Raw genomic sequence first — 21,448 nt, 5'->3', positions numbered from 1 at the left:
TCCCTGCTGCCCTCCGCGCGGCGCGAAGCCAACGCCGTCCAGCAAATCAATGACTTGCGCGCGGAGTACCGCCGCCGGACCGAGCCTGAACTGAACCCCGAAAGGCCGGACGATCTGCACCGTTGGATCGCCCTGGCCGCCGTTCTGGCTGAGCGCGAACTCGGCCTCTCCCTCTTTGACGTACAACTGCAGGGCTGCCTCGCCCTGACAAATGGCCGCATTGCCGAGATGCAAACGGGAGAAGGCAAAACCCTGGCGGCCGTCCCGGCCATCTCCTGGTTCGCCCGCCAACACCAGGGCGTTCACGTCCTGACCGTGAACGACTACCTGGCCGCTCGCGACGCGGAATGGATGGGCCTTGTTTACAAGCGGTTAGGGCTGACCGTCGGCGCAATCCAGCAGGGCATGACCAGCGCCGAACGCCGTGCCGCTTACGCCTGCGACATCACCTACTCCACCGCCAACGAGATTGGCTTCGATTTCCTGCGCGACCGGCTGGCGCTGTATCCCAAAGACCAAGTCCACCGGCCCTTCGCCGTCGCCGTGATTGATGAAGCCGACTCCATCCTGATCGACGAGGCGCGCATCCCGCTGGTCATCGCCGGCGGCAATGATGACGAGGGCGGAGTGGCCCTGCGGGCCGATCAGGTGGTGCGGCACCTGCAGCCCTACCTGCACTCCACCATCGACACCGGCCAACGGAACGTCGCCCTGACCGATGCCGGCATCCGCGCCGTGGAGAGCGCGTTCGCTTGCGGCAACCTGTTCGATGAGAAGAACTTGCAGCTCCACACGGCCATCCAGGACGCGCTGCACGCCCACCGCTTGCTGCACCGCGATGTCGACTATGTGGTCAAGGATGGGTCGATCGAACTGGTGGACGAGTTCAAGGGCCGCATCGCCCAGGACCGCCGTTGGCCGGCCGGCCTCCACGCGGCGATCGAAGCCAAGGAAGGCGTCTCGGCCAAGCCCCAGGGCTCGATTCTGGGCTCCATCACCCTGCAACACCTGATCGCCCTCTACCCGATGGTCTGCGGGATGACCGGCACGGCCGCCACGCAGCGCGAGGAGTTCGAGAAGGTCTACGGGCTCGAGGTGGAAGTGATTCCACCGAACAAACCCATCGTTCGCACCGACTACCCGGATGCGGTCTTCCCGTCGAAAGCGGCCAAGGACCGGGCGCTGCTGGAAGAGATCAGCCGGGTTCATGCCACGGGCCAACCGGTGCTCGTCGGCACCGCAAGCGTGGCGGAATCCGAACACCTCAGCCACCTGTTGGCGGGTGTACCCCACGAAGTTTTAAACGCCCGTAACGACCGGGCGGAGGCCTCGATCATTGCACGGGCTGGAGAACGCGGCGCCGTGACCATCTCCACCAACATGGCTGGCCGCGGCACGGACATCCGGCTGGGCGATGGTGTGGCGGCACTGGGCGGCCTGTATGTGATTGGAACGAATAAGCACGAGAGCCGCCGCATCGACAACCAACTGCGCGGCCGGGCCGGGCGGCAGGGCGATCCCGGCTGCGCCCGCTACTTCGTATCACTGGAAGACGACCTGATCGTCAAGTTCGGCGACGTCATGCCCAAGTTCCGCCACGATCCCTCCACCGTCCAGAAGTTTGTGGAGGGCCAAAATCTGGACATCCGGCAGTTCCTGCAGAAGTACGAGATGCCCATCGAGGGACAGCGCCACCGGCTCCACACTTACCGGCAATCCGTACTCGAGAGTGAAACCGCCACCGCGTCCGAGTTGGAGCGATTGGTGACCCTGCGGGTGATCGACGACCTGTGGGCGGACTACCTGGCGCGGGTGGCCGACTTCCGCACCGGCGTGCATTGGATCTCGTGGGGCGGCAAGGATCCGCACCAGGAGTACCTGCGCACGGTCCACCAGTGGTTCGGGGAATTGGAAGAGAGCCTGCCGGCGGAGATCGGGGCGCGCCTGCGGACGGCCGAAGAGTCCGGCGGCCTCGATCCGAATGAACGCGGGGCAGTCTGGACCTACACCACAACCGACCAGCCGTTCGGAACCTGGAGCGAGCGCGTCGTGAAGGGTCTGCGCCGCATGTTCAGCGAACGCCACGGCGGCGCGTAGTTTACGGCGCGGCCAGCGGGATGTGAATCATCTCGAACTTGCCGCGCAGCGGCGCCAGCGCACCGTCCTCGCCGTAGACCTTGATCGCCCATTCGTTGGCCGAGTTGTGCCAATCCTGCATCTGGCCCACCGACTTCCCGCCCGCCTCAAACATCTTCGCTTCCGGAACATACGTGTTCAGGTACACCTGCGCCTTGTCCGGTGTGATGGTCTCGAGATGGTAGTGAGGCCGCTCGCCCCAGGCGATTCGCTCGTCGGACCACTTGCCGGTGGCTGGATCCTGCGTCACCCGGAATGGTCCGGTGCGCTTGGAAGGGTCGGCCGGCGGCAGGTGGCCTTCCGGATCGATGCGTACGCATTCGATCGCCCCGTTGCCGCGATCCCGCATCCAGATTTCGCTCTGGAAATCCGAGTAGGTGCCGCCGCCCGGTTTTGCATCGCCCGGCTTCCGGACTGACGCCTTCTTGGTGAAGCCGTTGGCCTTCAGCCAGCCCTGCAGCTCAGTCACTTTGTGGCGGTAGAAGCTGGGCATGTCGCCAAACGGCTTGGCCGCGGCCGCGGCTGCCTGGGCTTTCTTCTTCTGCTCCTTCATGCCGAGTTCCGGCGTTTCGGGAATGCCTTCGGTCACCGTAGCCTTGGCCAAGCCGTTCTTGTACTTGGCTTCGAGCGGCTTCAAATTCCTCGCGATGTAGGCTTCCAGACCGTTGCAGAGCTGGCTCAGCTTGCTGTTAAAGACCTTCATGCGCTCTTCGGCAGGCCGCCGCGTGAGTACGATGATGAGCGCCATCACCATGGCTCCAAAGAACTTACCAATACCCTCGGCGAAGTGGCGGGCGGCCCAATCGATACGCACGGTGTAGTAGGGATTGCCGAAATCGGCCGAGTTCCAGGCGCAGTCGATGGCCACATAGAAGTGGTAGCCGATGGTACCCAGTTCCGATCCGATATATGCGATGAGCAGGCCGACGCCCAGCACATTGAGAAATCCGGTGGCAATGAGGTTCCCGAGGGCACGGCCGGCTGCCGCGCCAGGCACGGCGCCCGCTCCGCCGGCGAGGGAACCCAGCGCGCCCCCGATGGCGGCGCCGGCCACATTGCCGATAATGATCACCATCGCGGCGCCCACCACCATGGTGATGACCCCGGCGACCAGCCCGACAAAGTCCTTCGTGGTATGGGCGATGATCGCATCGGTGACATACCGCCCCTGGGCCCGATTCCAGGCGTCAACCAGACAGTCTTTTCGTTTTATCAGTTCGTCCGAGGAGAGTCCCAGCCAAGAGATAGCCATTGTTCCGCCAGTTCCTGCTATGTTCGCGGAGAAACGTGGCCGGATCAATCACTACTTGAGAAGAAATGTTCGTTCTCTCCGGAACGCAAAACGGCCCGGAGCGGGATGCGCTCCGGGCCGTCCTGTTTGGTCTGGTTGCTTACTGCAGCGGCAGGTCGCCCTGGCCGTTATCGGCGTCGTCCTCGCCCTCCACCTGTTCCGCTTCCTGCACGGCGCAAGCGGCGGCCACGGCATCGGTCGCTTCCATGGAAACCAGCTTCACGCCGGAGGCGGAGCGGCCGGTCTTGCGGATGGATTCCGCTTCCGTCCGGAGGATCTTCCCATCGCGGGTGATGAGGATAACGTCCGTGTCTTCCTTCACTTCCAGGACAGCCAGCACGCGGCCGGTCTTGTTGGTGAGCTTCATGTTGATGACGCCCCGGCCCGCGCGGCCCTGCAGACGGTACTCGCTGATCTTGGTCCGTTTGCCGAAGCCGAGATCGGAGACGGACAGCATCAGGCTCTCTTCGGTGACGACTTCCATGCCGATGATGTAGTCGCCCAGATCCAGGCGCATGGAGGTGACGCCCGCAGCCGGACGGCCCATGGCGCGGACATCGTTCTCGTCGAACTTGATCGCCATGCCTTCGTGGGTGGCGATGAAGATCAGGTCCTTCCCGGTAGAGATGCGGGCACTGATGAGTTCATCTTCATCCTTCAGGCCGATGGCGATGATGCCGCGGGCCATGGGGTTGTCGAAGACGGTCAGTTCGCACTTCTTGATGACACCATGCTTGGTGGCCATCACGACGAAGCGGTCTGGCGTGAACTCCTTGACGGCGAGGAACGTACGAACGGTTTCGTCTTCCTGCAGACTGATGAGCCCGTTGATGTTCTTGCCCTTGGAGGCGGCGCCGGCATCGGGGATGTTGTACACCTTCAGCCAGTAGAGGCGGCCCATCGACGTGAAGATCAGCAGGAAGCTGTGCGTGTTGGCCACCATGAGGTGCTCCACCACATCTTCCGTGCGCGTCGCCATGCCGATGCGGCCCTTGCCGCCGCGGGTCTGGCGCCGGTAAGTGTCGAGCGAAGTACGCTTCAGGTAGCCGCCGCGAGTGACGGTCACCACCACGTCTTCCGGCTTGATCAGGTCTTCGAGGCTGATCTCGCCTTCGTCCTCGACAATCGCCGTCCGGCGGGCATCACCGAAGTCCTTCTGGACTTCCTTGAGCTCTTTGATGATGACGCCGCGCAGGACCTTGTCGGAACCGAGGATCTCGAGATAGCCCGAGATGAGGCGCTGGATTTCAGCCAACTCGTCGAGGATCTTCTGCTGCTCCATGCCGGTGAGGCGCTGGAGCTGCAATTCGATGATCGCCTGGGCCTGCTTCTCTGAGAAGTCGAAACGGGAGATAGCCTCCCCGTTGAAGGTGATCGTGGGGGACCACTTGGCCACCACTTCCTGCAGGCGGAGGTTCTCGGGGAACTCCATCTGGCCCATGAGGGCTTCGCGGGCTTCCCGCGGGTTGCGGGACGCGCGGACGGTCTCGATGACCGCGTCCAGATTCTGCAGGGCCTTCTGGAAGCCCAGCAAGAGGTGCTCGCGTTCGCGGGCCTTGCGCAACAGGAATTCCGTACGCCGCCGGACGACTTCGACGCGGTGGTCGATGAAGCGCTTCAGGCAATCGATGATGCCGAGCTCGCGCGGCTGGCCATTGACGATGGAGAGCAGGATGACGCCGAAGCTCACCTGCATCTGGGTCAACTTGTAGAGATTGTTGAGGACGATGTCCGTCTGCTCGTTGCGCTTGAGCTCGATCACGACCCGCATGCCGTCGCGGTCGCTCTCGTCGCGGACGTCGGAGATGCCTTCCAGGCGCTTCTCATTGACCAACTGGGCGATCTGCTCGACCAGCTTGGCCTTGTTCACCTGGTAGGGCAGTTCGGTGATGATGATCGCATCGCGATCCTTGCCGAACTTCTCCATGCTCACTTTGGCGCGGATCTTGAGCGAGCCGCGGCCGCGCGTGAAGTAGTCGAGAATGCCCTGGCGGCCCAGCAGGATAGCGCCGGTGGGGAAATCGGGGCCAGGCACCAGTTCCATGATCCGGCTGAGCGGCGTGTGCGGATCCTGGACCAGCTCGATGGTGGCGTTGACGATCTCAGTGAGGTTGTGCGGCGGGATGCGGGTCGCCATGCCGACGGCGATGCCCTCGCTGCCGTTCAACAGCAGATTCGGGACGCGGGTAGGCAGGACCTCGGGCTCCTGCATCGTGTCGTCGTAGTTGGAGCGGAAATCGACCGTTTCTTTGTCGAGATCCTCCAATATGACGGCGGCGATCTTGGAGAGGCGGGCCTCAGTGTACCGCATGGCCGCCGGCGGGTCGGCGTCGACCGAACCGAAGTTGCCCTGGCCGTCGACCAGCGGGTAGCGCATCGAGAACGGCTGGGCCATGCGAACCAACGCGTCGTAGACCGAGGTGTCGCCGTGCGGGTGGAACTTGCCGAGAACGTCGCCGACGATGCGCGCGCACTTCTTGGTGGGCCGGTTGTAGGTTAGGCCCATCTCGCTCATTCCAAACAAGATGCGGCGATGGACAGGCTTCAGCCCGTCGCGCACATCAGGCAGGGCGCGGCCGATAATCACCGACATCGAGTAGTCGAGATACGAGCGGCGCATCTCGTCTTCGATGTTGATGGGCGTGATGTTCTTACGATCGCCCAGGGGCAGTTGGATGCCACCCCCGGACGGCGGTGGCGCTTGCGGATCGTCAGGGTTCTGCGGATTCGGCATGGATCAAGTATCATTTTAGCAAAGCCGTTGAAAGATCGGGCCTTAACCTATGCAACCCACGACAGAATCCAATGCTGTAAGCGCATCGGTCCTCAGTTTCGCCTCGTGCGACAAGCTGTGGAGGGCTTGGGCCGACCCGGAGCTTCTACAACAGTGGTTTTGCGATCACGCCTGGGGCGAGATCAAGGTGGGCGGCGACTACTACTGGAAGTTCGCTGACTTCGGCGTTCAGGCCCATTGCACGGTCACGGAGTTGATTCCCGAAGTGCGTATGACACTCGAATCACCGGGCACGACGGTAGTGTTCCTGTTGGGAGCCGAAGGGCACGGCAGCCGGATGACGGTGAAGCAGCAATGGCACGGGCAACAGGTGCCGGAGGCGGATGGCAGGGCGGATGTCCGTTCCGCCTGGCTGATGTCCATGGCCCTGATGCGGCATTACGCGGAGAACTACTTCGAGCAGCCCAGGCAGACGCTGCTGGTGCGGCGGCCGTGGACCGGTTCGTTTGCAAAAGTCCTGCCGTATTACCAGGATCCGCGCGAACTGCGGCGCTGGCTCAAGGTGGCCGAACGGCCCAGGGAGATCCTGACGGATACGGGCCAGGAGGTCTGCTATCGCTGGGATCCGGTGGGCGGCGCCCTGGAATGCAAGGCGTTTCGGTGGGCGGGCGCCCAGGAACTGGCCCTGCGTGTGACCTCGTGGAGCAAAGACTACGACCTTTCCAGTGTGAAACCGCAACTGGAAGAATCGCTCGACCACCTTCAAAGCCTGTTGATATCCTGAAAGTAGCCCCCATGCTTTCGATCGTCATCCCGATTCACAATGAAGAGCCTGCCATCCTCCGGCTGTACGACGGGCTCACGTCGGTGATGGAAATCATCAACCGTCCGTATGAACTGATTTTCGTGGACGACGCTTCGAACGACCGCAGCTTCGATTTGCTGGCGAATCTGGTGGAGACCGACTCGCACCTGAAGGTGATTCGCCTGCGCCGCAATTTCGGACAAACCGCTGCGCTTTCGGCCGGTTTTGACGAAGCCCGCGGTTCAGTCATCATCTCGATGGACGGCGACCTGCAACACGATCCGGCGGACATGCCGGCGCTGCTGGCGAAGATCGACGAGGGCTATGACATCGCCAGCGGCTGGCGGAAGCAGCGCAACGACAACCTGGTGATGAGGAAGATCCCGTCGCGGATCGCCAACTGGCTGATGTCCAAGGTGAGCGGCGTCGACCTGCACGACTTCGGCACTACTTACAAGGCGTACCGGGCGGAAGTGATCAAGGACGTCAACCTCTACGGCGAGCTCCATCGCTTCATCCCGGCCCTGGCCAGCGTCTATGGCGCGCGTATCGCCGAGGTGCCGATCCAGAATCCGCCTCGCACGGGCGGGGCGTCGCACTACGGCATCGGACGGACGTTCAACGTGATGTTCGATATCATCACGATCCGCTTCCTGCTCAAATACTTCACCCGCCCGATGCACTTCTTCGGACGCATCGGCCTGGCCAGCGGCACGACGGGCTGTGCCATCCTGTTCTTCCTGCTGGTCAAGAAGCTGCTGGGCCAGGAGATCATCATGCAGCACGGCCCGCTGCTGTTTACCGGCGGCCTGCTGTTGCTGGTGGGCCTGGTGATGTTCACGACGGGCCTGCTGGGCGAGATCCTGATGCGTACCTACTTTGAAAGCCAGGGCCGCCGGATCTATGCGATCAGGGAAGTGCGGTCGCAGCAGGAAGCCAAGACGGCAGGCGAAGGCAAGTAGGGCGGCCGGGCTGGAGCCGGATCGAAATCAGCCGGAAAGAGTACCGGGAGCCGTGATCGTGGCAGGACGGGTGGACTAGGTAGATTCCCGCTCGCCGCCGGTCACGGCTCCAATGCTTTAGTGAGTGATGGCGCGGCGCCAGCGCTCTTCAAACAGGCCGGCCATCGCCTCGGCCAGGCCGGCGTGATCGAAGACCACAGCCGTCCAGGACGGGCGGGTAATGACCGGATCGAGCAGCGCCACCAGACCCTGGTTGCAGTCAAACAAAGCCAATTTCAGAGGCAAGGAAAGCACTTCGCGGACTTCTACGCCCACGGACTTGTAGTCCTGCAGGCGGCCGCGGTGCTCGTCGTCGAGGGCTCCGGACTCCACCAGGATCCGGCTGCGCACACCCCGTGCGGCCGCCTGTTTCACCAGTTGTTCGTCCAGCGGATCGACGGCGTAAGGTGGCCGGGAGAACTCGATGAACTCCCGCTCGACGCTGGATAGCATGGAGCGGTAGTGGACGGCGATCTGCGACGGGTCGTTCACGATGCGCAGATAGTCGAGAGTTCCGCGGCCGCCCTGCCCTTCGGCATAAGCGGTTCTGAGGTCAGTCGCCAGGGAATTGCCATGGCGCCTCTGTTCGTCCAGTTGCTGTTCGAGGTTCTCTTTCTGCCGCTCCAGGTAGGCCGGTATGGCCAGGCCGGGTTCGACGGCGGAGAAGAGTTTGGTCTTTTCCTGCACCACTTGCGCGAAGCCCTTTTCCACCAGGCTATCGAGCACCTCGTAAATCTTCTGTCTGGGTACGCGCGCCCGCGCGGCCAGTTCCAGCGCCTTGAAGCGTGGATGCCCCACGAGCACAACGTAGGATCGCGCCTCGTATGCGTTCAGCCCAACCTGCTGAAGCCGGCGCCAGAATTTCTCATAATCAACATCGGCAAGATCGTTTGCCATATCCCCATTCATCCTTAGGTTCATCAGGTATATCACAAGGAAACGGCTGCCGCTGCAACACCCGGGGCAGTTCGTGCATCTGATCTACATGGGCGTCAACACCTGGGAATTGCCGCATACCCTCGGCGCGCTGCGCCGCAGCGAGTGGTCGGAGCAGCGCAGCCGCTGCCGTAGCGTCAAAGACGAGATGCGGGAGAATCTGATCTGCAAGCTGAAACAGGGCAAAACGCTGTTTCCAGGCATTGTGGGCTATGAAGATACAGTGGTTCCGCAGGTGGTGAATGCCGTGCTTTCCAAGCACAATTTCATCCTGCTGGGCCTGCGCGGACAGGCGAAAACGAAGCTGGTGCGCATGCTCACCTACCTGCTGGACGAGGCGATGCCGTACATCGCCGGGTCGGAGATCCGCGACAACCCCTACCAGCCGCTGAGCAAGATGGGCCGCCTGACCGTGGAAGAGATGGGCGAGGAGACGCCCATTGCGTGGCTGACGCCCGAGCAGCGCTACGTCGAGAAGCTGGCCACGCCGGACGTGACCATCGCGGATATGATCGGAGACCTGGATCCGATCAAAGCGGCCCGCGCCGGGCAGAACATCAGCGACGAACTGACAGTGCACTACGGCCTGCTGCCGCGCGCCAATCGCGGAATCTTCGCCATCAACGAACTGCCCGACCTGGCGGGCAAGATCCAGGTGGGTTTGTTCAACATCCTGCAGGAGGGTGATGTTCAGATCAAGGGCTACCCCGTGCGGCTGCCGCTGGATCTAATGATGGTCTTCACGGCGAACCCTGAGGACTACACGGCTCGCGGCAAGATCATCACACCCTTAAAGGACCGCATCGGCAGCGAGATTCGCACACACTATCCGATGACGGTCGACCAGGGTATCGCGATCACAAACGCGGAGTCCTGGACGAAGCGCGAGTCGGCTGTCTCTATCGCCGTACCGGGCTGGATGCGCGATGTGGTGGAGACACTGGCCTTTGCGGCGCGTGAAGACAAGCGCGTGGACAAGCGCAGCGGCGTGAGCCAGCGGCTGCCCATCTCAGTGATGGAGAACGTCGTCTCCAACGCCGAGCGCAGGGCGCTGATGACCGGCGATTCGGACGCAGTCCCGCGAATCCTCGACCTCTATGCCGCGCTGCCCTCGATTACGGGCAAGCTGGAACTGGAGTATGAAGGCGAGTTGAAGGGCGGCGACGCGGTGGCGCGCGAGCTGATCAAGGCCGCGCTGGCCCGCGTTTACAAGAAGCACTTCGAGAACGTCAGCGTACGGGAAGTGATCCAGCACTTCTCGGCCGGCGGGACCTTGAAGCTGAATGAACTGTCGACCTCCGCCGAGGTAGTGAACGCGCTGTCGTCGATTCCCGGGTTGCTGGAAAAGACGAAGCATCTGGGCCTCACAGAGAACGAGAGCGACGGGGTGCGGGCGGCGGCGGGCGAGTTCATCCTGGAAGGCCTCTACGCGTTGAAGCGGATCGGCCGCAGTGAGGAACTGGGCTTCCAGGGCGGCGATGGACCTTCATCGGATCCGCAGGACTGGAATGGCGAGGAAGAGGAAGAGAACGATTGGCCGCCGCGCCGGCGCAAGGACAAGAAGCGGAATTACAACTGACGGCAAGACTGACAGCTGACTGCTCCTCACATGAAAAAAATACGCTACGGACGCTTCGAAGAAACAGACCTGGGCCTTTCGGCCGAGGATCTGATGCAGATGTTGGGCGACCTGATGCTGGACAGCGGCTTCGACGGCTGGCGCGAGTTGACGATGGAGGAGCTGCGCGAAGCCTTGAAGCGGGCACTGGAAGAGAAAGGCGAATTCGATAAGGAGAGCATCGAGCGCGCCTTGGACGGGCTGCTGGCCAAGCTGGAAGAAGAAGGGTATCTGAATCAGGAAGATGACCCGGAGAAGCCGGTGAAGGTGGAGATCACCGACAAGGCCATCGACTTCCTGGGCTTCAAGACGCTGAAGGACCTGATGGGCGCGCTGGGGCGGTCATCGTTCGGGGCGCATGAGACTCGCGACTTGTCGACGGGCGTGGAGTCCAGCGGGTCGTCCAAGAAGTGGGAGTTCGGCGACACCCTGAACCTGGACGCCAGCGCCACCCTGTTCTCCGCCTTGCAGCGCGAGGGCTTGAAGCTGCCGCTCGAGATCGAGTACGACGACCTGCACGTGCACCAGAGTGAGTATCAGAGCTCGTGTGCGACTGTGCTGATGCTGGATTGCAGCCATTCGATGATCCTCTATGGAGAGGACCGTTTCACACCGGCGAAGCGCGTAGCGCTGGCGCTGTCGCACCTGATCCGCACACAGTTCCCGGGCGACTCGCTGAGGCTGGTGCTGTTCCACGATTCAGCGGAGGAGGTGCGGCTGGGCGAACTGGCTCGCGTCCAGGTGGGTCCTTACTATACGAACACGCGGGACGGCCTGATTCTGGCGCAGCGCATCCTGGCGTCGGAAAAGAAGGACATGAAGCAGATCGTGATGATCACGGACGGCAAGCCTTCGGCCCTGACGCTGGACGACGGGCGCATTTACAAGAACCCGATGGGCCTGGATCCGCTGGTGCTGAGCAAGACGCTGGAAGAGGTGGGCCGCTGCAAGCGGGCCGGGATCCTGATCAACACCTTCATGCTGGCCAGCGACTACTCGCTGGTGCAGTTCGTCCAGAAGGTGACTGAGATGTGCAAGGGCAAGGCCTATTTCACGACGCCCTACAATCTGGGCCAGTACCTGCTGATGGACTTCCTGAACCGCAAAACACGCACCATTCACTGACGGCTTTTGCCGCTACAGTAGAAATCATGCATCGAAGTGACTGGCAATGGGAGAACGAGATTCTGGAGCGGTTCTCCACTCTGCCTCACGGCCGCTCGAACTATAAGCATCTGGTGCGGGAGCTCGGACTGAAGGGCGAGAACCGTCAGGCGCTGGAAGACGCGCTGGACCGCCTGGCGCGCAAGGGCTCGCTGATTGAACTGAAAGGCGGCCAGTATGTGCTGCCGCGCTGCACCCAGGAGTACGCCGTGGGGCGGCTGAACATGCACCGCGACGGCTACGGCTTTGTAATCCCTGAGACGCAGCCGCTGGGGTTGAGCGGAGACGTCTTCCTGCCTCCGAATTCCATGGGTGCGGCGATGCACGGCGATCGCGTGCTGGCGCGAATTACGCGCGTGCAGGGCGGCCGGGCCGAAGGCGAGATCCGCAAGATTCTGCGCCGCGCGCATCCCACAGTGGTGGGCGAGTTTCGCGTCGGGCGGCGCCAGAGCTTCGTGGTGCCACATGACAGCAAGCTGCAGAAGTGGATCCTGATCCCGGATGGCATGGAACTGCCGCAGACGGGCGTCAATCCGGACCGGATCGGCGCCGCGTCGCTGAACCTGCGCGGGCCTGAGGATCTGGATGGCCTGATTGTGAACGTGGAGATCGTCGAGTATCCGGACCACGCCGATGACTATCCCGTGGGCCGTGTGGTGGAAGTGCTGGGCCATCCGGACGACTTCGGCGTCGACGTGGAAGTCACCATCCGCAAGCATCACCTGCCCAACCGCTTCCCGCCGGAAGTCCTGGAGCAGGCGCAGAATGTACCCGGCGTGATCACGCAATCCGAGCTGGACGGCCGGCGCGATTTCCGTGGCATGGAGATCGTGACCATCGACGGCGAGACAGCTCGCGACTTCGACGACGCCGTGTGGGTGGACCGCCTGGAGAATGGCCACTACGCGCTGCATGTGCACATCGCCGACGTCAGCCACTATGTGCGGCCGGGCACGCCCATCGACCTGGAAGCACTGGTGCGCGGGACCAGCGTCTATTTCCCCGATCGCGCCGTGCCGATGCTGCCGCTGGAGCTCTCGACGGAGATCTGCTCGCTGAAGCCGCAGGTGGACCGGCTGTGCATGAGCGCGCTGCTGGAGATCGACCGCCAGGGCGAGGTGGTGAAGCAGGAGTTCTGCCGCGGCGTGATCCGCAGTGTGGAGCGGATGACGTATACGAACGTCCACCTGCTGCTGGAAGGCGACGCGGCGCAGCGCGAGCGCTACAAGGACCTGGTCCCGAAGTTCGAGCTGATGAAGGAACTGGCGCTGGTGCTGAACAAGCAGCGCATGCGGCGCGGCTCCATCGACTTCGACCTGCCGGAACCGCTGGTGGTGTTCGACGCGCAGGGCGTGATGACGGGCATTGCGCGGACTCCAAGGAACATCGCAAACCGGCTGATTGAGGAGTTCATGCTGGCCGCGAACGAGGCCGTGTCGGGCCATCTGGAGTCGCACCTCGACGAGTCGATCTACCGCGTGCACGAAGTGCCGGATCCGCAGCGCGTGATGGAGTTTGAGGAAACCGCGTCGCGGTTCGGCTACTCGTTGGGGATCCCCGCCATGCCGGTGAAGCGGTACCGGCAGGTGGACCGCAAGAACGACGGCCGCCGCATCCTGCGCGTGATCGAGCGGGCGGACGACAGTTTCCGCGTGGCTTCAAAGATGTACCAGAAGCTGGTGGAAAAGCTGGAGGGCAAACCCGAAGAGCGGATCCTCAGCTACCTGATGCTGCGGTCGCTGAAGCAGGCGCGCTACTCGACGAAGAACGTCGGGCACTTCGCCCTGGCGGCGAAATCTTATACGCACTTCACGTCGCCCATCCGGCGCTATCCCGACCTGCTGGTGCACCGCCTGCTGGGCGGGCTGCTGGACGGCAGGCCTGCCCCGATCATGGGGCTGCCGGTGATGGCGGAACAGAGCTCGGATACTGAGCGCCGCGCGGCCGAGGCGGAGCGCGAGCTGATGGAGTGGAAGAAGGTCAAGTTCATGATCGACCGGGTGGGCGAGGATTTCCAGGGCCTGGTGATCTCCACCGCCAAATTCGGATTCTTCGTGGAATTGGACGACCTCTTCGTCGAAGGACTGGTGCCGATCGACTTCCTACCTGGTGAGCGCTGGAATTTCCAGGAGAATTCGCGAACCATTGTGGCCGAGCGCAGCCGCAAGGAGATCCGGATTGGCGATAAAGTAAAAGTCCGGCTGGATCGCGTCGACGCCGTCGAGAAGAAGCTGATCTTCTCCATCGTCGTACCCGGGCCGCCGAAAGGCATCAAGCGGAAGGGGGGCAAGGGCCGATGAAGCGCTGGGCATTGCGGATCGGGCTGGCCATTCTCGCAATCTACGTCGTCTTCCTGGGCGTCATGTACGCGGCGATGACGAACTCGCCCATGGACTTCAGCCGCTTCATGATGGTGCTGCCGATGCCCCTGATGTACGCAACGCCCTTTCCGCCCATGTGGGCGAAGGCGCGGGCGGGTACGGTGAAGCCGGGCGACCTGGCTCCGGACTTCACGCTGGAACGGCAGGATCACCAGGGGCGCGTGCGCTTGTCGGAGCTGCGCGGTTCCCGGCCTGTGGTCCTGGTGTTCGGGAGCTACACTTGACCGCCCTTCCGGCGGGAGGTTCCCGTCCTGAACGCGATGTACCGCGAGTTCCGCGATCGCGTGGATTTCTATGTGGTGTATATCCAGGAAGCGCACGCCAGCGACATGTGGCAGTTGCCGGTGAATGAGAAAGACGGCGTAATCTTTGCCACGCCGAAGACGCAGCAGGACCGGTCGCTGGTCGCGTCGGCTTGCGTCCGCAAACTGGGCCTGGAGATGCCGGCGCTGCTTGACGGCATCGACAACGCGGTGGATTTGGCCTACACCGGCTGGCCCGACCGGCTTTATGTCATCGACAAAGACGGCTATGTCCGGTATAAAAGCGGCCCGGGTCCCTTTGGGTTTCACCCGGAACAGATGCGGCCCACCGTCATACAGGTGGCTGGACAAAATCCAAAGAACTGAAACCCTTCCCCTCCCGGCAGCATCTGACGGGATGTGAAGGAAGACGACTTACGCCAGGCTGTTAGCCACCAGACATCCGTGGATCGCGCGGTACTCTCCGTATTGCTGGGAGGCACAGCGCGCCGCCAAAGAGTACTGTTGGATTGTCCGCCCATGGCCTACGAGCCGCGTTTTTTCATGACGCCCCCCGCGCCCGGTGAGCCGGACGACTTCATCCTGGCGCCGACCGCTCCCGATAGCGGCCCCTTCTCGCACCTGCTGATTGAACTTCTGGCGGACGAACGGCGCAAGTAGCGGGAATCTGATCAGCGGCTGAACGCCTCGGCGCAGGGCCGGCAGTAGGCCGCCTGGCGCACATCGATGCGTTCCACGGTATGGGCGGACGACATCACGCAGCGCCAATCCGTGCAGTGCCGCAGGCCTTGGGTATGACCGACCTCGTGCAATAGCTCCTTGAAGAGGCGCTGGGAAACCGCCTCTTCCCTGGGCGGGAGGCCGTAATACTCATCACGCAGGCGGTGGGTCGAGACAATCGCTGCCGGTCCGCCCAGTTGCGCCTCACCGAATACAAACGTCAGCACAGGCACGTAGAGATCGAGCGCGGTCACACCCAGCACCACTGTGCCCGCGGGCGGCTTGCGCTCGTGCAGGCGCGCCAGCACCGGCGTGGACCATGCCTGCATGCGATAGGCGTCGAACGCGTAATCGATGGTAATGGGTTCGGTCTCGACCCGGCAGGAGACGGCCATGGCGCGCGCCGTGGCGGCGGCCAGGCGGTCGAGTACCGAGAGCGGCGGCAACCCCTCGCCACTCGCCAGGGAAAGCGGGACGAGGTGGATGGCTAAGATCACTTGGGCGCGGCGTCTCTCAGTCCATAACGCTTGATCTTGTTGTAGAGCGTCGTGCGGTCAATGTCGAGGATGCGTGCCGTCTTGGAGAGGTTCCAGTTCGTCTCCTGCAGCATCTTCTCGATGTGCGTCTTCTCGATGTCTTCCAGGCGCTGTCCGACGGCCCCGCTGAGCAGGGAGGGATGGGACTGGAACGGGAAGTCCTCCGGCCGCAGCTCTGTTTCGCGATTGATGAGCATGGCGCGCTCAATCGCATTCTCCATTTCACGCACGTTGCCGGGCCAGTTGTAGTCCATCAGGACTTCCAGGGCGCGGGGCGACAGCCGCTGCACCGGCCGGTTCATCTGGCCCGCGAACTTCTGCAGGAAATGGTCCACCAGCAGCGGGATGTCCTCGCGGCGTGAACGCACGGGTGGGATATCGATGGCAAAGACGTTCAGGCGGTAGTAAAGGTCAGGCCGGAACAGCCGCTCTTCCACCAGTTGCTCGAGACTCTTGTTGGTGGCTGCAATGGCCCGGAAGTCCACCTTGATCTGCTGCGTGTCGCCGACTCGGACAATCTCCTTCTGTTGCAGGACGCGCAACAGGTCCGTCTGCACGTGCAGGCTGATGTCCGAGATTTCGTCCAGGAAGACAGTTCCGCCATCGGCCACTTCAAACTTGCCTTTCTTCCGGGCCTGGGCTCCGGTGAAGGCTCCACGTTCGTGGCCGAAGAGCTCACTCTCGAGCAGGGACTCAGTCAACGCTCCGCAGTGGATCACCACCATCGGGTTGAACCGCCGCGGGCTGGCGGCGTGGATCGCGCGGGCCACCACTTCCTTGCCCGTGCCGCTTTCGCCTGTGATGAGCACGGTGGCATCGGTGGGCGCCACGGTCTCCACCAGTTCCATCACACGCTTCATCGACGCGCTCTGGCCGATCAGCTGGGTATCGGGAAAGATCTGCTTCAGGTTCTCGCGCAGGCGGACGACTTCCCGGGTGGCGGTGCGGTGCGAGATGGCGTTCGAAACCAGGTGAACGAGTTCGTCCGGGTCGAAGGGCTTTGTAATGTAATCGTAGGCGCCGTTCTTGAGGGCGCGGACAGCCGTCTCGACCGACGCGTAGCCCGTCATGATGACGACAGGCATGTCCTGGTCGATCTCCTTGAGGCGGGCCTGCAGTTCGATACCATCCACTCCGGGCATCTTGATGTCGACGAGGGCCAGGTCGAAGCGTTCGCGGCTGAGGATCTCCAGCGCGGCGGGAGCGCCCGGAGCGATGGTGACGTCGAAGCCTTCGCTCTCAAACCACTTCCCGAGAGAGTCGCGTACGACGATGTCGTCGTCGACGATGAGAAGTTTCCCGCTATTCATACATTCGTTCCTTGCGATGTTGGATCGGCTGTCCTGGCTGCTGGAGCCGGGCCGCCGGGGGTTTCCGCTGGCGCACACAGCGGCAGATGCACGATAAACTCAGCGCCCTGTCCGGGCAAAGACTGCACGGCGAGCGTGCCGCCGTGGCGATCGACGATGCCCTTGGCCACGGCCAGGCCCAGGCCGGTGCGGTGCTGGTTGTCCTTCGTGCTGAAAAAGGGCTCAAAGATCTGCTGCTGGATCGTGGAGGGGATGCCCGGGCCGTTGTCCTTCACACGCAGCACAATGCCCTGCCCCGCCGGCGCGGCTTCGGTGATCACCCGAATCTCTCCGCCCTTGCCCAGCGCCTCGGACGCGTTCACGACCAGCACGATGAGCACCTGCTGGATCTGGCCGGCGTCGCACTGCACTTCAGGCAGCGAAGGATCGAGTTCCTTGATCAGGACAGTCTGGGCAAGATCGAGCTGGTGCGCGATGAGAGTGACGGCGCGCTCCACCACCATGTTGACCTGGACAGGCGCGCGCTGGGGCGGGCTCTGCCGGGCGAAGGCCAGCAGGTTCTTCATGAGTTCCCCGCAGCGCCGGCTTTCGCGTTCAATCACCTGCAGGCTCTCGGTCATGCGCTGGCGCGTGGCTTCGTCCAGATCCGGCTTCCTCAGGTCCTTGAGGGTGAGGCGGGCATAGGTGAGCATGCCGAACAGCGGATTGTTCACCTCATGCGCCACCGTGGCGGCCAGGCGGCCCAGGGAGGCCATCTTCTCGGTATGGATCAGTCCCTTGTGGGCGGTTTCCAGCTCCGCGGTCTTCTGCTGCACACGCGTTTCCAGCGTATGCGCCCAGCGGGTGAGTTCGGAATGGGCTTCCTCCAGTTCCGCGGCCATCTCGTTGAAGGAGGTCGCCAGGACCCCCATCTCGTCCGTGGAATGAACTTCGATCCTATGGTCGAAGTGGCCCTGGGCCAGGTTAAGGGTCCCAACCATCAGTTCGCGCATCGGCCGGTGGACAAACCACCAGACGAACCCAATCGAGAGCAGGCAGGCGAAAAAGGCAGTGGCGGTGGTGAAACTGTAGGCTTGCGTGCGATGCTCGGCGAGTTGCGCGTCGACGGCGTCCAGCGCCAGGTGGGCATCGATCACGCCCAGGATGCGGCGTTCGGCCGGGTGCGCGTGGCAGGCGGCGTTGGAGCATTCCGTGGCGTTTTCGATGGGGCGGATGACGGCGAGGGTGCGGCGGCCATCGGCGCCGGTGAAGATGCGCGCCCGGTCGTGGCGGGCCAACTTGGTGAGCGGACGGGATTGCGCGTGACAGGCGTAACAGCTCTCGGCGCCCTTATCCACCATGCTCCCGATCTCCTTTGGATCGGTGGAGTGGCGCACCTGCCCTTCCTCGTTGATGATGCGGAGCTTGCGAATGCCCGGTTCACGGCCGATGTCGCGGATCATCGAGTAGAGCATCTCGCGGTCGTTGTGGAGCATCGCCTGCCAGGCGGAGGAGTGCACTACGTCGGAGATGCGTTCAGCGGAAAGCGACACCAGCGCCTCGAGATGTTTCTGCTCGAGGCGCTGGAGTACGTAAGCAAAGAGGGTAAAACAGACGATTACGGCGGCCAGCAGACACCCCGCCAGTTTGGCTGCGAGACCAAAGCGGGGCAACTGGATGGCGTGCTGAGTCAAACGGTCTCAGTCTCCCCGGGCGAGTGAATGCGCGTAGGCGCGGTCTTCCAGCACGGGAACTTCAGGCACTGGCTGGTGCTCTTCGGCTTCGAACACGGGCAGGTAGTGAGCCGCCATGCGGAAGACGAAGAACCCGAAGGCGACCATGGCCAGGGTGACCGAAATCTCGGTCCACTTGGGCACATAGTGCACTCCGGAAGAGGCTTCCAGGCCGGTGACACTGACGTTCAACCGGTGCGTCACGAAACCCAGGAGGAACAGAACCGTGCCGACGTAGATCGCCTGCGGGTTCTCGCGGGTGCGTTCGCGGAAGAACATCAGCATGGGTACGGCCATGAGGACAATTTCCAGACCGAAGAGCCAGCGCTCCCAGCCGGGATTGTTCAGGGTCGAAAGTGCGCCGCGGTGGTACAGATCCAGAAAGCGCATGGTGAGGTAGACGGCGATGACCACGGCGAGAACGCGGGTCATCTTCTGTACCAGCGGAAACTCCAGTTGGCGGCCGAACGCCTTGGCGCTATGCCAGGATTCGAAGATCGTCATCGCCAGGCCGGTCGCGATGGCCGAGACGTAGAACAGAACCGGCAACAGCGGTGAGTACCACAGCGGGTGAAGCTTCGTGGGCAGGATCAGGAACACGCTGCCGAGCGAGCTCTGATGCAGCGTGGAGAGGATGACACCCAGGATGATGATGGGCAGCATCACATTCTTGAGCACCCTGTGCGCTTTCACCAGGCCCAGCTTCTCGAGAACCATTGGGAGGAATTCGAGGAACAGGACGGAAGTGTACAGCGTCACGCACCAGCCCACCTCAAACATCACTGACCGCGGGTTCCACATAATCAGCGGGTGCCACACGCGGTAAGGCCGGCCCAGGTCGAACATCAGCGCCACGGTGACCAGCAGGTAACCGAGGAATGCCGTCAGGATCGCGGGCCGGACCACTGCCTTATACGCTTTGAGATTGAAGATATGCACGATGGCGGCCAGCGTGAAACCGCCGGCAGCCAGCCCGACGCCGCAAAGGACGTCGAAACCAACCCAGATGCCCCACGGAAACTGATCGCTCAGATTCGTGGAGGCACCCAGGCCGTAATAGAACCGCACGAAAGTGGCGTAAAGCGCCACCAGCATGATGATGGCAAACGAGCCACGCCAGAAATAGGTGCGCAGGGCGTTGTTCATGACCGTCCTTCCTTGCGCGCCACTTCTTCCTTCCGGTGGGAGATCCAGTGGATACCGCCCATCAGAACCGAGCCCATCACCACCACGTCGGGCACATGTTGCAGTGCGTTCCATGTGAGAGCGGGCAGCGCCGTCTTAATCACCTTGGTGTTGTACCCGATTTGATCGAATGGCACAGAGGCGAGGATGAGAACCGAGGTTCCGCCCACTTCCTCCACCCCGTAGATCTTCGGATAGTAGTCCTTGGGTTTGTCAGCGATCCGCTTCCGCGCCTCGGCGATCAGTTCGTCCCGGTTGCCGGTGATGGTCGCGCCGTAAGCGCAGGCCTCACTGCAGCGGGTAACCCCGCCGCCAGGCACTCGGTCACTACACATGTCGCATTTGCGAACCTTGGGCAGCCGGGCTTCCCATTCGTAGGTGGGCACCTGGAACGGGCACGCTACCATGCAGTAGCGGCAACCCATGCAGCGGTCCTCGTCGTAAACGACGGGTCCGGCTGCGGTTTTCTGCAACGCCGCGACGGGACAAACCGAAGCGCAGGCGGGATCCTGACAGTGCATGCAGAGCTTCCGGGAAAACTTCTCCCCAAAGGTGCGGATTGTCGTCAGCTTGTGAGAAGAGATCTTCTCTTCAGCCGCGATCTTCTCGTTGTACGGCAGCTTCCAGCGGGTCGAGCAGGCTTCTTCGCACTGCCGGCATCCGACGCAAAGTGTGCTGTCGTAAAGGATGGCCTTGGACATCTGGTCCTCTTGGTGCTCTATCTAATCTATATCAGACTTTCGGGTCTATTGTTCTATTTTTCTACAATGAACCGAACTTAACTCAAGAGGTACTGTTTGGCGGCCTTGTGCCATGCATCGACAGGAAGATTGGCTGTGGCGTCTTTCGACGGGCGGCCGCCGTCAGCCGCGGTCACACCGGCGAGTTGCGGTTGCAGTCCGAAGAAACCCTCGGCCGCTTCCTTCATCCAGGACGAAAGCAGGTTAGCGGGCAGCAGGTTGCGGGTGGGGCCTTCTTCGTCAGGGGCGAACACGGACATGAGCCAGCCCTGGCCGTAGGGGTCTTCGCGCAGCAGATGCGGGTTGTTGGCCAGTTCAACGTTCACTTCCACGACTTCGCCTTCGACGGGCGAGATCATCTCAATCTTGTCTTCGCCGCGATAGAGCGAGATCACCTTCTGTCCCTGACGAACCCAATGGCCCGGCTTCGGCAGTTCAATGCGGTCGACGGGGCCGGCCAGAATGGCGGCAAACTCGTCGGCGCCGACGCGGTGGACGTTCTTACGTTCGCGGTGCAGCCAGGTGTGGCCGGGGTGATAACGGAGGGTGGCCGGAACACGGAATCCACTCAGGATTTCCTCATCCACTGCGGAAGCCGCGGCCTGGGGCTCTTCAGCCATGGCCAGCGCCGGAACGCGCTTGCGGTTCAGAATCATGTCAACAGCGATGAACACTGCGAAAGTTACGATTACGAGTAGGACGGTCATGATGGTTTATCCTCTTTTGCTTCTCTGGCCGGCTTGGCCGGTCACTTTGTATATGGCAGTTGGAGGACCAAACTAAAAATCCCGGTAACCGATTGATTCCATGAGCCTTAGCAAAACAGCTCAAAATCGTCTTTGTTGAGTATTTCAACACCCGATTCTCTGAAATCAATTATTGGCAGCGTAAAGCACTGATAAGAGGCAGTTTAGCA

Annotated in this window: 17 protein-coding genes and 1 pseudogene; 9 read left to right on the top strand and 9 right to left on the bottom strand. The window is 62.3% G+C overall.

Annotation, left to right across the window (positions count from 1 at the left end; translation table 11 throughout):
* Positions 1-54: 54 nt before the first annotated feature.
* Positions 55-2,097: a preprotein translocase subunit SecA gene (locus IRI77_RS01010; RefSeq protein WP_194450235.1), complete on the top strand. Its 2,043-nt coding sequence runs from the start codon at positions 55-57 to the stop codon at positions 2,095-2,097.
* A gap of 1 nt (position 2,098) precedes the next feature.
* On the opposite strand, the gene IRI77_RS01005 is transcribed toward IRI77_RS01010, so the two are convergent.
* Positions 2,099-3,388 (bottom strand): DUF6861 domain-containing protein, encoded by a 1,290-nt coding sequence (locus tag IRI77_RS01005; protein WP_194450234.1) that lies wholly within the window; start codon positions 3,386-3,388, stop codon positions 2,099-2,101.
* A 139-nt stretch (positions 3,389-3,527) separates the two neighbouring features.
* A complete protein-coding gene (gene gyrA, locus IRI77_RS01000) occupies positions 3,528-6,161 on the bottom strand; it encodes a DNA gyrase subunit A (RefSeq protein WP_194450233.1) in 2,634 nt (877 codons plus the stop codon).
* A gap of 49 nt (positions 6,162-6,210) precedes the next feature.
* Here gyrA and IRI77_RS00995 point away from each other — a divergent pair, with 49 nt between their 5' ends.
* Both IRI77_RS00995 and IRI77_RS00990 read left to right on the top strand, forming a co-directional pair.
* Positions 6,211-6,945, top strand: a complete 735-nt coding sequence (locus tag IRI77_RS00995) for an SRPBCC family protein (protein ID WP_194450232.1) — start codon at positions 6,211-6,213, stop codon at positions 6,943-6,945.
* Positions 6,946-6,956: 11 nt separating this feature from the next.
* A complete protein-coding gene (locus tag IRI77_RS00990) occupies positions 6,957-7,928 on the top strand; it encodes a glycosyltransferase family 2 protein (protein ID WP_194450231.1) in 972 nt (323 codons plus the stop codon).
* A 117-nt stretch (positions 7,929-8,045) separates the two neighbouring features.
* Here the strand turns inward: IRI77_RS00990 and IRI77_RS00985 are convergent, their stop codons facing one another.
* Positions 8,046-8,864: a TrmB family transcriptional regulator gene (locus IRI77_RS00985; protein ID WP_194450230.1), complete on the bottom strand. Its 819-nt coding sequence runs from the start codon at positions 8,862-8,864 to the stop codon at positions 8,046-8,048.
* 88 nt (positions 8,865-8,952) lie between these two features.
* Here IRI77_RS00985 and IRI77_RS00980 point away from each other — a divergent pair, with 88 nt between their 5' ends.
* The 6 genes and pseudogenes from IRI77_RS00980 (at position 8,953) to IRI77_RS00955 (ending at position 14,989) form a co-directional block, all read left to right on the top strand.
* Complete coding sequence (locus tag IRI77_RS00980; protein WP_194453530.1) at positions 8,953-10,482, top strand: magnesium chelatase; 1,530 nt, start codon at positions 8,953-8,955, stop codon at positions 10,480-10,482.
* Positions 10,483-10,512: 30 nt separating this feature from the next.
* On the top strand, positions 10,513-11,646 hold the full coding sequence (locus tag IRI77_RS00975) for a vWA domain-containing protein (protein WP_194450229.1): 1,134 nt from the start codon (positions 10,513-10,515) through the stop codon (positions 11,644-11,646).
* 26 nt (positions 11,647-11,672) lie between these two features.
* Positions 11,673-13,985, top strand: a complete 2,313-nt coding sequence (locus IRI77_RS00970) for a ribonuclease R family protein (protein WP_194450228.1) — start codon at positions 11,673-11,675, stop codon at positions 13,983-13,985.
* On the top strand, positions 13,982-14,290 hold the full coding sequence (locus tag IRI77_RS00965) for a thioredoxin domain-containing protein (protein WP_194450227.1): 309 nt from the start codon (positions 13,982-13,984) through the stop codon (positions 14,288-14,290). Before IRI77_RS00970 ends, IRI77_RS00965 begins: the two co-directional genes overlap by 4 nt.
* Positions 14,291-14,302: 12 nt before the next feature.
* Positions 14,303-14,695, top strand: a pseudogene (locus IRI77_RS00960) (deiodinase-like protein); the annotation flags it as partial.
* 153 nt (positions 14,696-14,848) lie between these two features.
* Positions 14,849-14,989, top strand: coding sequence for a hypothetical protein (locus tag IRI77_RS00955; RefSeq protein ID WP_194450225.1), 141 nt, complete (start codon positions 14,849-14,851; stop codon positions 14,987-14,989).
* An 11-nt stretch (positions 14,990-15,000) separates the two neighbouring features.
* Here IRI77_RS00955 and IRI77_RS00950 read toward each other — a convergent pair whose 3' ends face one another.
* From IRI77_RS00950 to IRI77_RS00925, 6 genes are all read right to left on the bottom strand, one after another.
* Entirely contained in the window at positions 15,001-15,546 is a 546-nt protein-coding gene (locus tag IRI77_RS00950) for an archaemetzincin (protein ID WP_194450224.1), read from the bottom strand.
* Positions 15,543-16,895, bottom strand: coding sequence for a sigma-54-dependent transcriptional regulator (locus IRI77_RS00945; protein ID WP_194450223.1), 1,353 nt, complete (start codon positions 16,893-16,895; stop codon positions 15,543-15,545). The genes IRI77_RS00950 and IRI77_RS00945 overlap by 4 nt, the downstream gene beginning before the upstream one ends.
* Positions 16,892-18,568 (bottom strand): sensor histidine kinase, encoded by a 1,677-nt coding sequence (locus tag IRI77_RS00940; RefSeq protein WP_194450222.1) that lies wholly within the window; start codon positions 18,566-18,568, stop codon positions 16,892-16,894. Before IRI77_RS00940 ends, IRI77_RS00945 begins: the two co-directional genes overlap by 4 nt.
* Positions 18,569-18,574: 6 nt before the next feature.
* Positions 18,575-19,753, bottom strand: a complete 1,179-nt coding sequence (gene nrfD / locus IRI77_RS00935; RefSeq protein ID WP_194450221.1) for an NrfD/PsrC family molybdoenzyme membrane anchor subunit — start codon at positions 19,751-19,753, stop codon at positions 18,575-18,577.
* Complete coding sequence (locus IRI77_RS00930; RefSeq protein WP_194450220.1) at positions 19,750-20,493, bottom strand: 4Fe-4S dicluster domain-containing protein; 744 nt, start codon at positions 20,491-20,493, stop codon at positions 19,750-19,752. The genes nrfD and IRI77_RS00930 overlap by 4 nt, the downstream gene beginning before the upstream one ends.
* Before the next feature lie 77 nt (positions 20,494-20,570).
* Positions 20,571-21,239 carry a glycine cleavage system protein H gene (locus tag IRI77_RS00925; protein WP_194450219.1) on the bottom strand — a complete coding sequence of 223 codons (669 nt, stop codon included), beginning with the start codon at positions 21,237-21,239 and terminating at the stop codon, positions 20,571-20,573.
* Positions 21,240-21,448: the final 209 nt, after the last annotated feature.

Origin of the sequence: Paludibaculum fermentans (assembly GCF_015277775.1) — a bacterium.
Lineage (GTDB): Bacteria > Acidobacteriota > Terriglobia > Bryobacterales > Bryobacteraceae > Paludibaculum > Paludibaculum fermentans.
This window is presented reverse-complemented; position numbering and strand designations above follow the sequence as displayed.

Coding starts and splice junctions, on each gene's coding strand:
- IRI77_RS00970 (WP_194450228.1), top strand. CDS start 11,673: ATGCATCGAAGTGACTGGCAATGGGAGAACGAGATTCTGGAGCGGTTC.
- IRI77_RS00975 (WP_194450229.1), top strand. CDS start 10,513: ATGAAAAAAATACGCTACGGACGCTTCGAAGAAACAGACCTGGGCCTT.
- IRI77_RS00965 (WP_194450227.1), top strand. CDS start 13,982: ATGAAGCGCTGGGCATTGCGGATCGGGCTGGCCATTCTCGCAATCTAC.
- IRI77_RS00985 (WP_194450230.1), bottom strand. CDS start 8,864: ATGGCAAACGATCTTGCCGATGTTGATTATGAGAAATTCTGGCGCCGG.
- IRI77_RS00955 (WP_194450225.1), top strand. CDS start 14,849: ATGGCCTACGAGCCGCGTTTTTTCATGACGCCCCCCGCGCCCGGTGAG.
- IRI77_RS00930 (WP_194450220.1), bottom strand. CDS start 20,493: ATGTCCAAGGCCATCCTTTACGACAGCACACTTTGCGTCGGATGCCGG.
- IRI77_RS00925 (WP_194450219.1), bottom strand. CDS start 21,239: ATGACCGTCCTACTCGTAATCGTAACTTTCGCAGTGTTCATCGCTGTT.
- nrfD (WP_194450221.1), bottom strand. CDS start 19,753: ATGAACAACGCCCTGCGCACCTATTTCTGGCGTGGCTCGTTTGCCATC.
- IRI77_RS00995 (WP_194450232.1), top strand. CDS start 6,211: ATGCAACCCACGACAGAATCCAATGCTGTAAGCGCATCGGTCCTCAGT.
- IRI77_RS00980 (WP_194453530.1), top strand. CDS start 8,953: ATGGGCGTCAACACCTGGGAATTGCCGCATACCCTCGGCGCGCTGCGC.
- gyrA (WP_194450233.1), bottom strand. CDS start 6,161: ATGCCGAATCCGCAGAACCCTGACGATCCGCAAGCGCCACCGCCGTCC.
- IRI77_RS00945 (WP_194450223.1), bottom strand. CDS start 16,895: ATGAATAGCGGGAAACTTCTCATCGTCGACGACGACATCGTCGTACGC.
- IRI77_RS01005 (WP_194450234.1), bottom strand. CDS start 3,388: ATGGCTATCTCTTGGCTGGGACTCTCCTCGGACGAACTGATAAAACGA.
- IRI77_RS00990 (WP_194450231.1), top strand. CDS start 6,957: ATGCTTTCGATCGTCATCCCGATTCACAATGAAGAGCCTGCCATCCTC.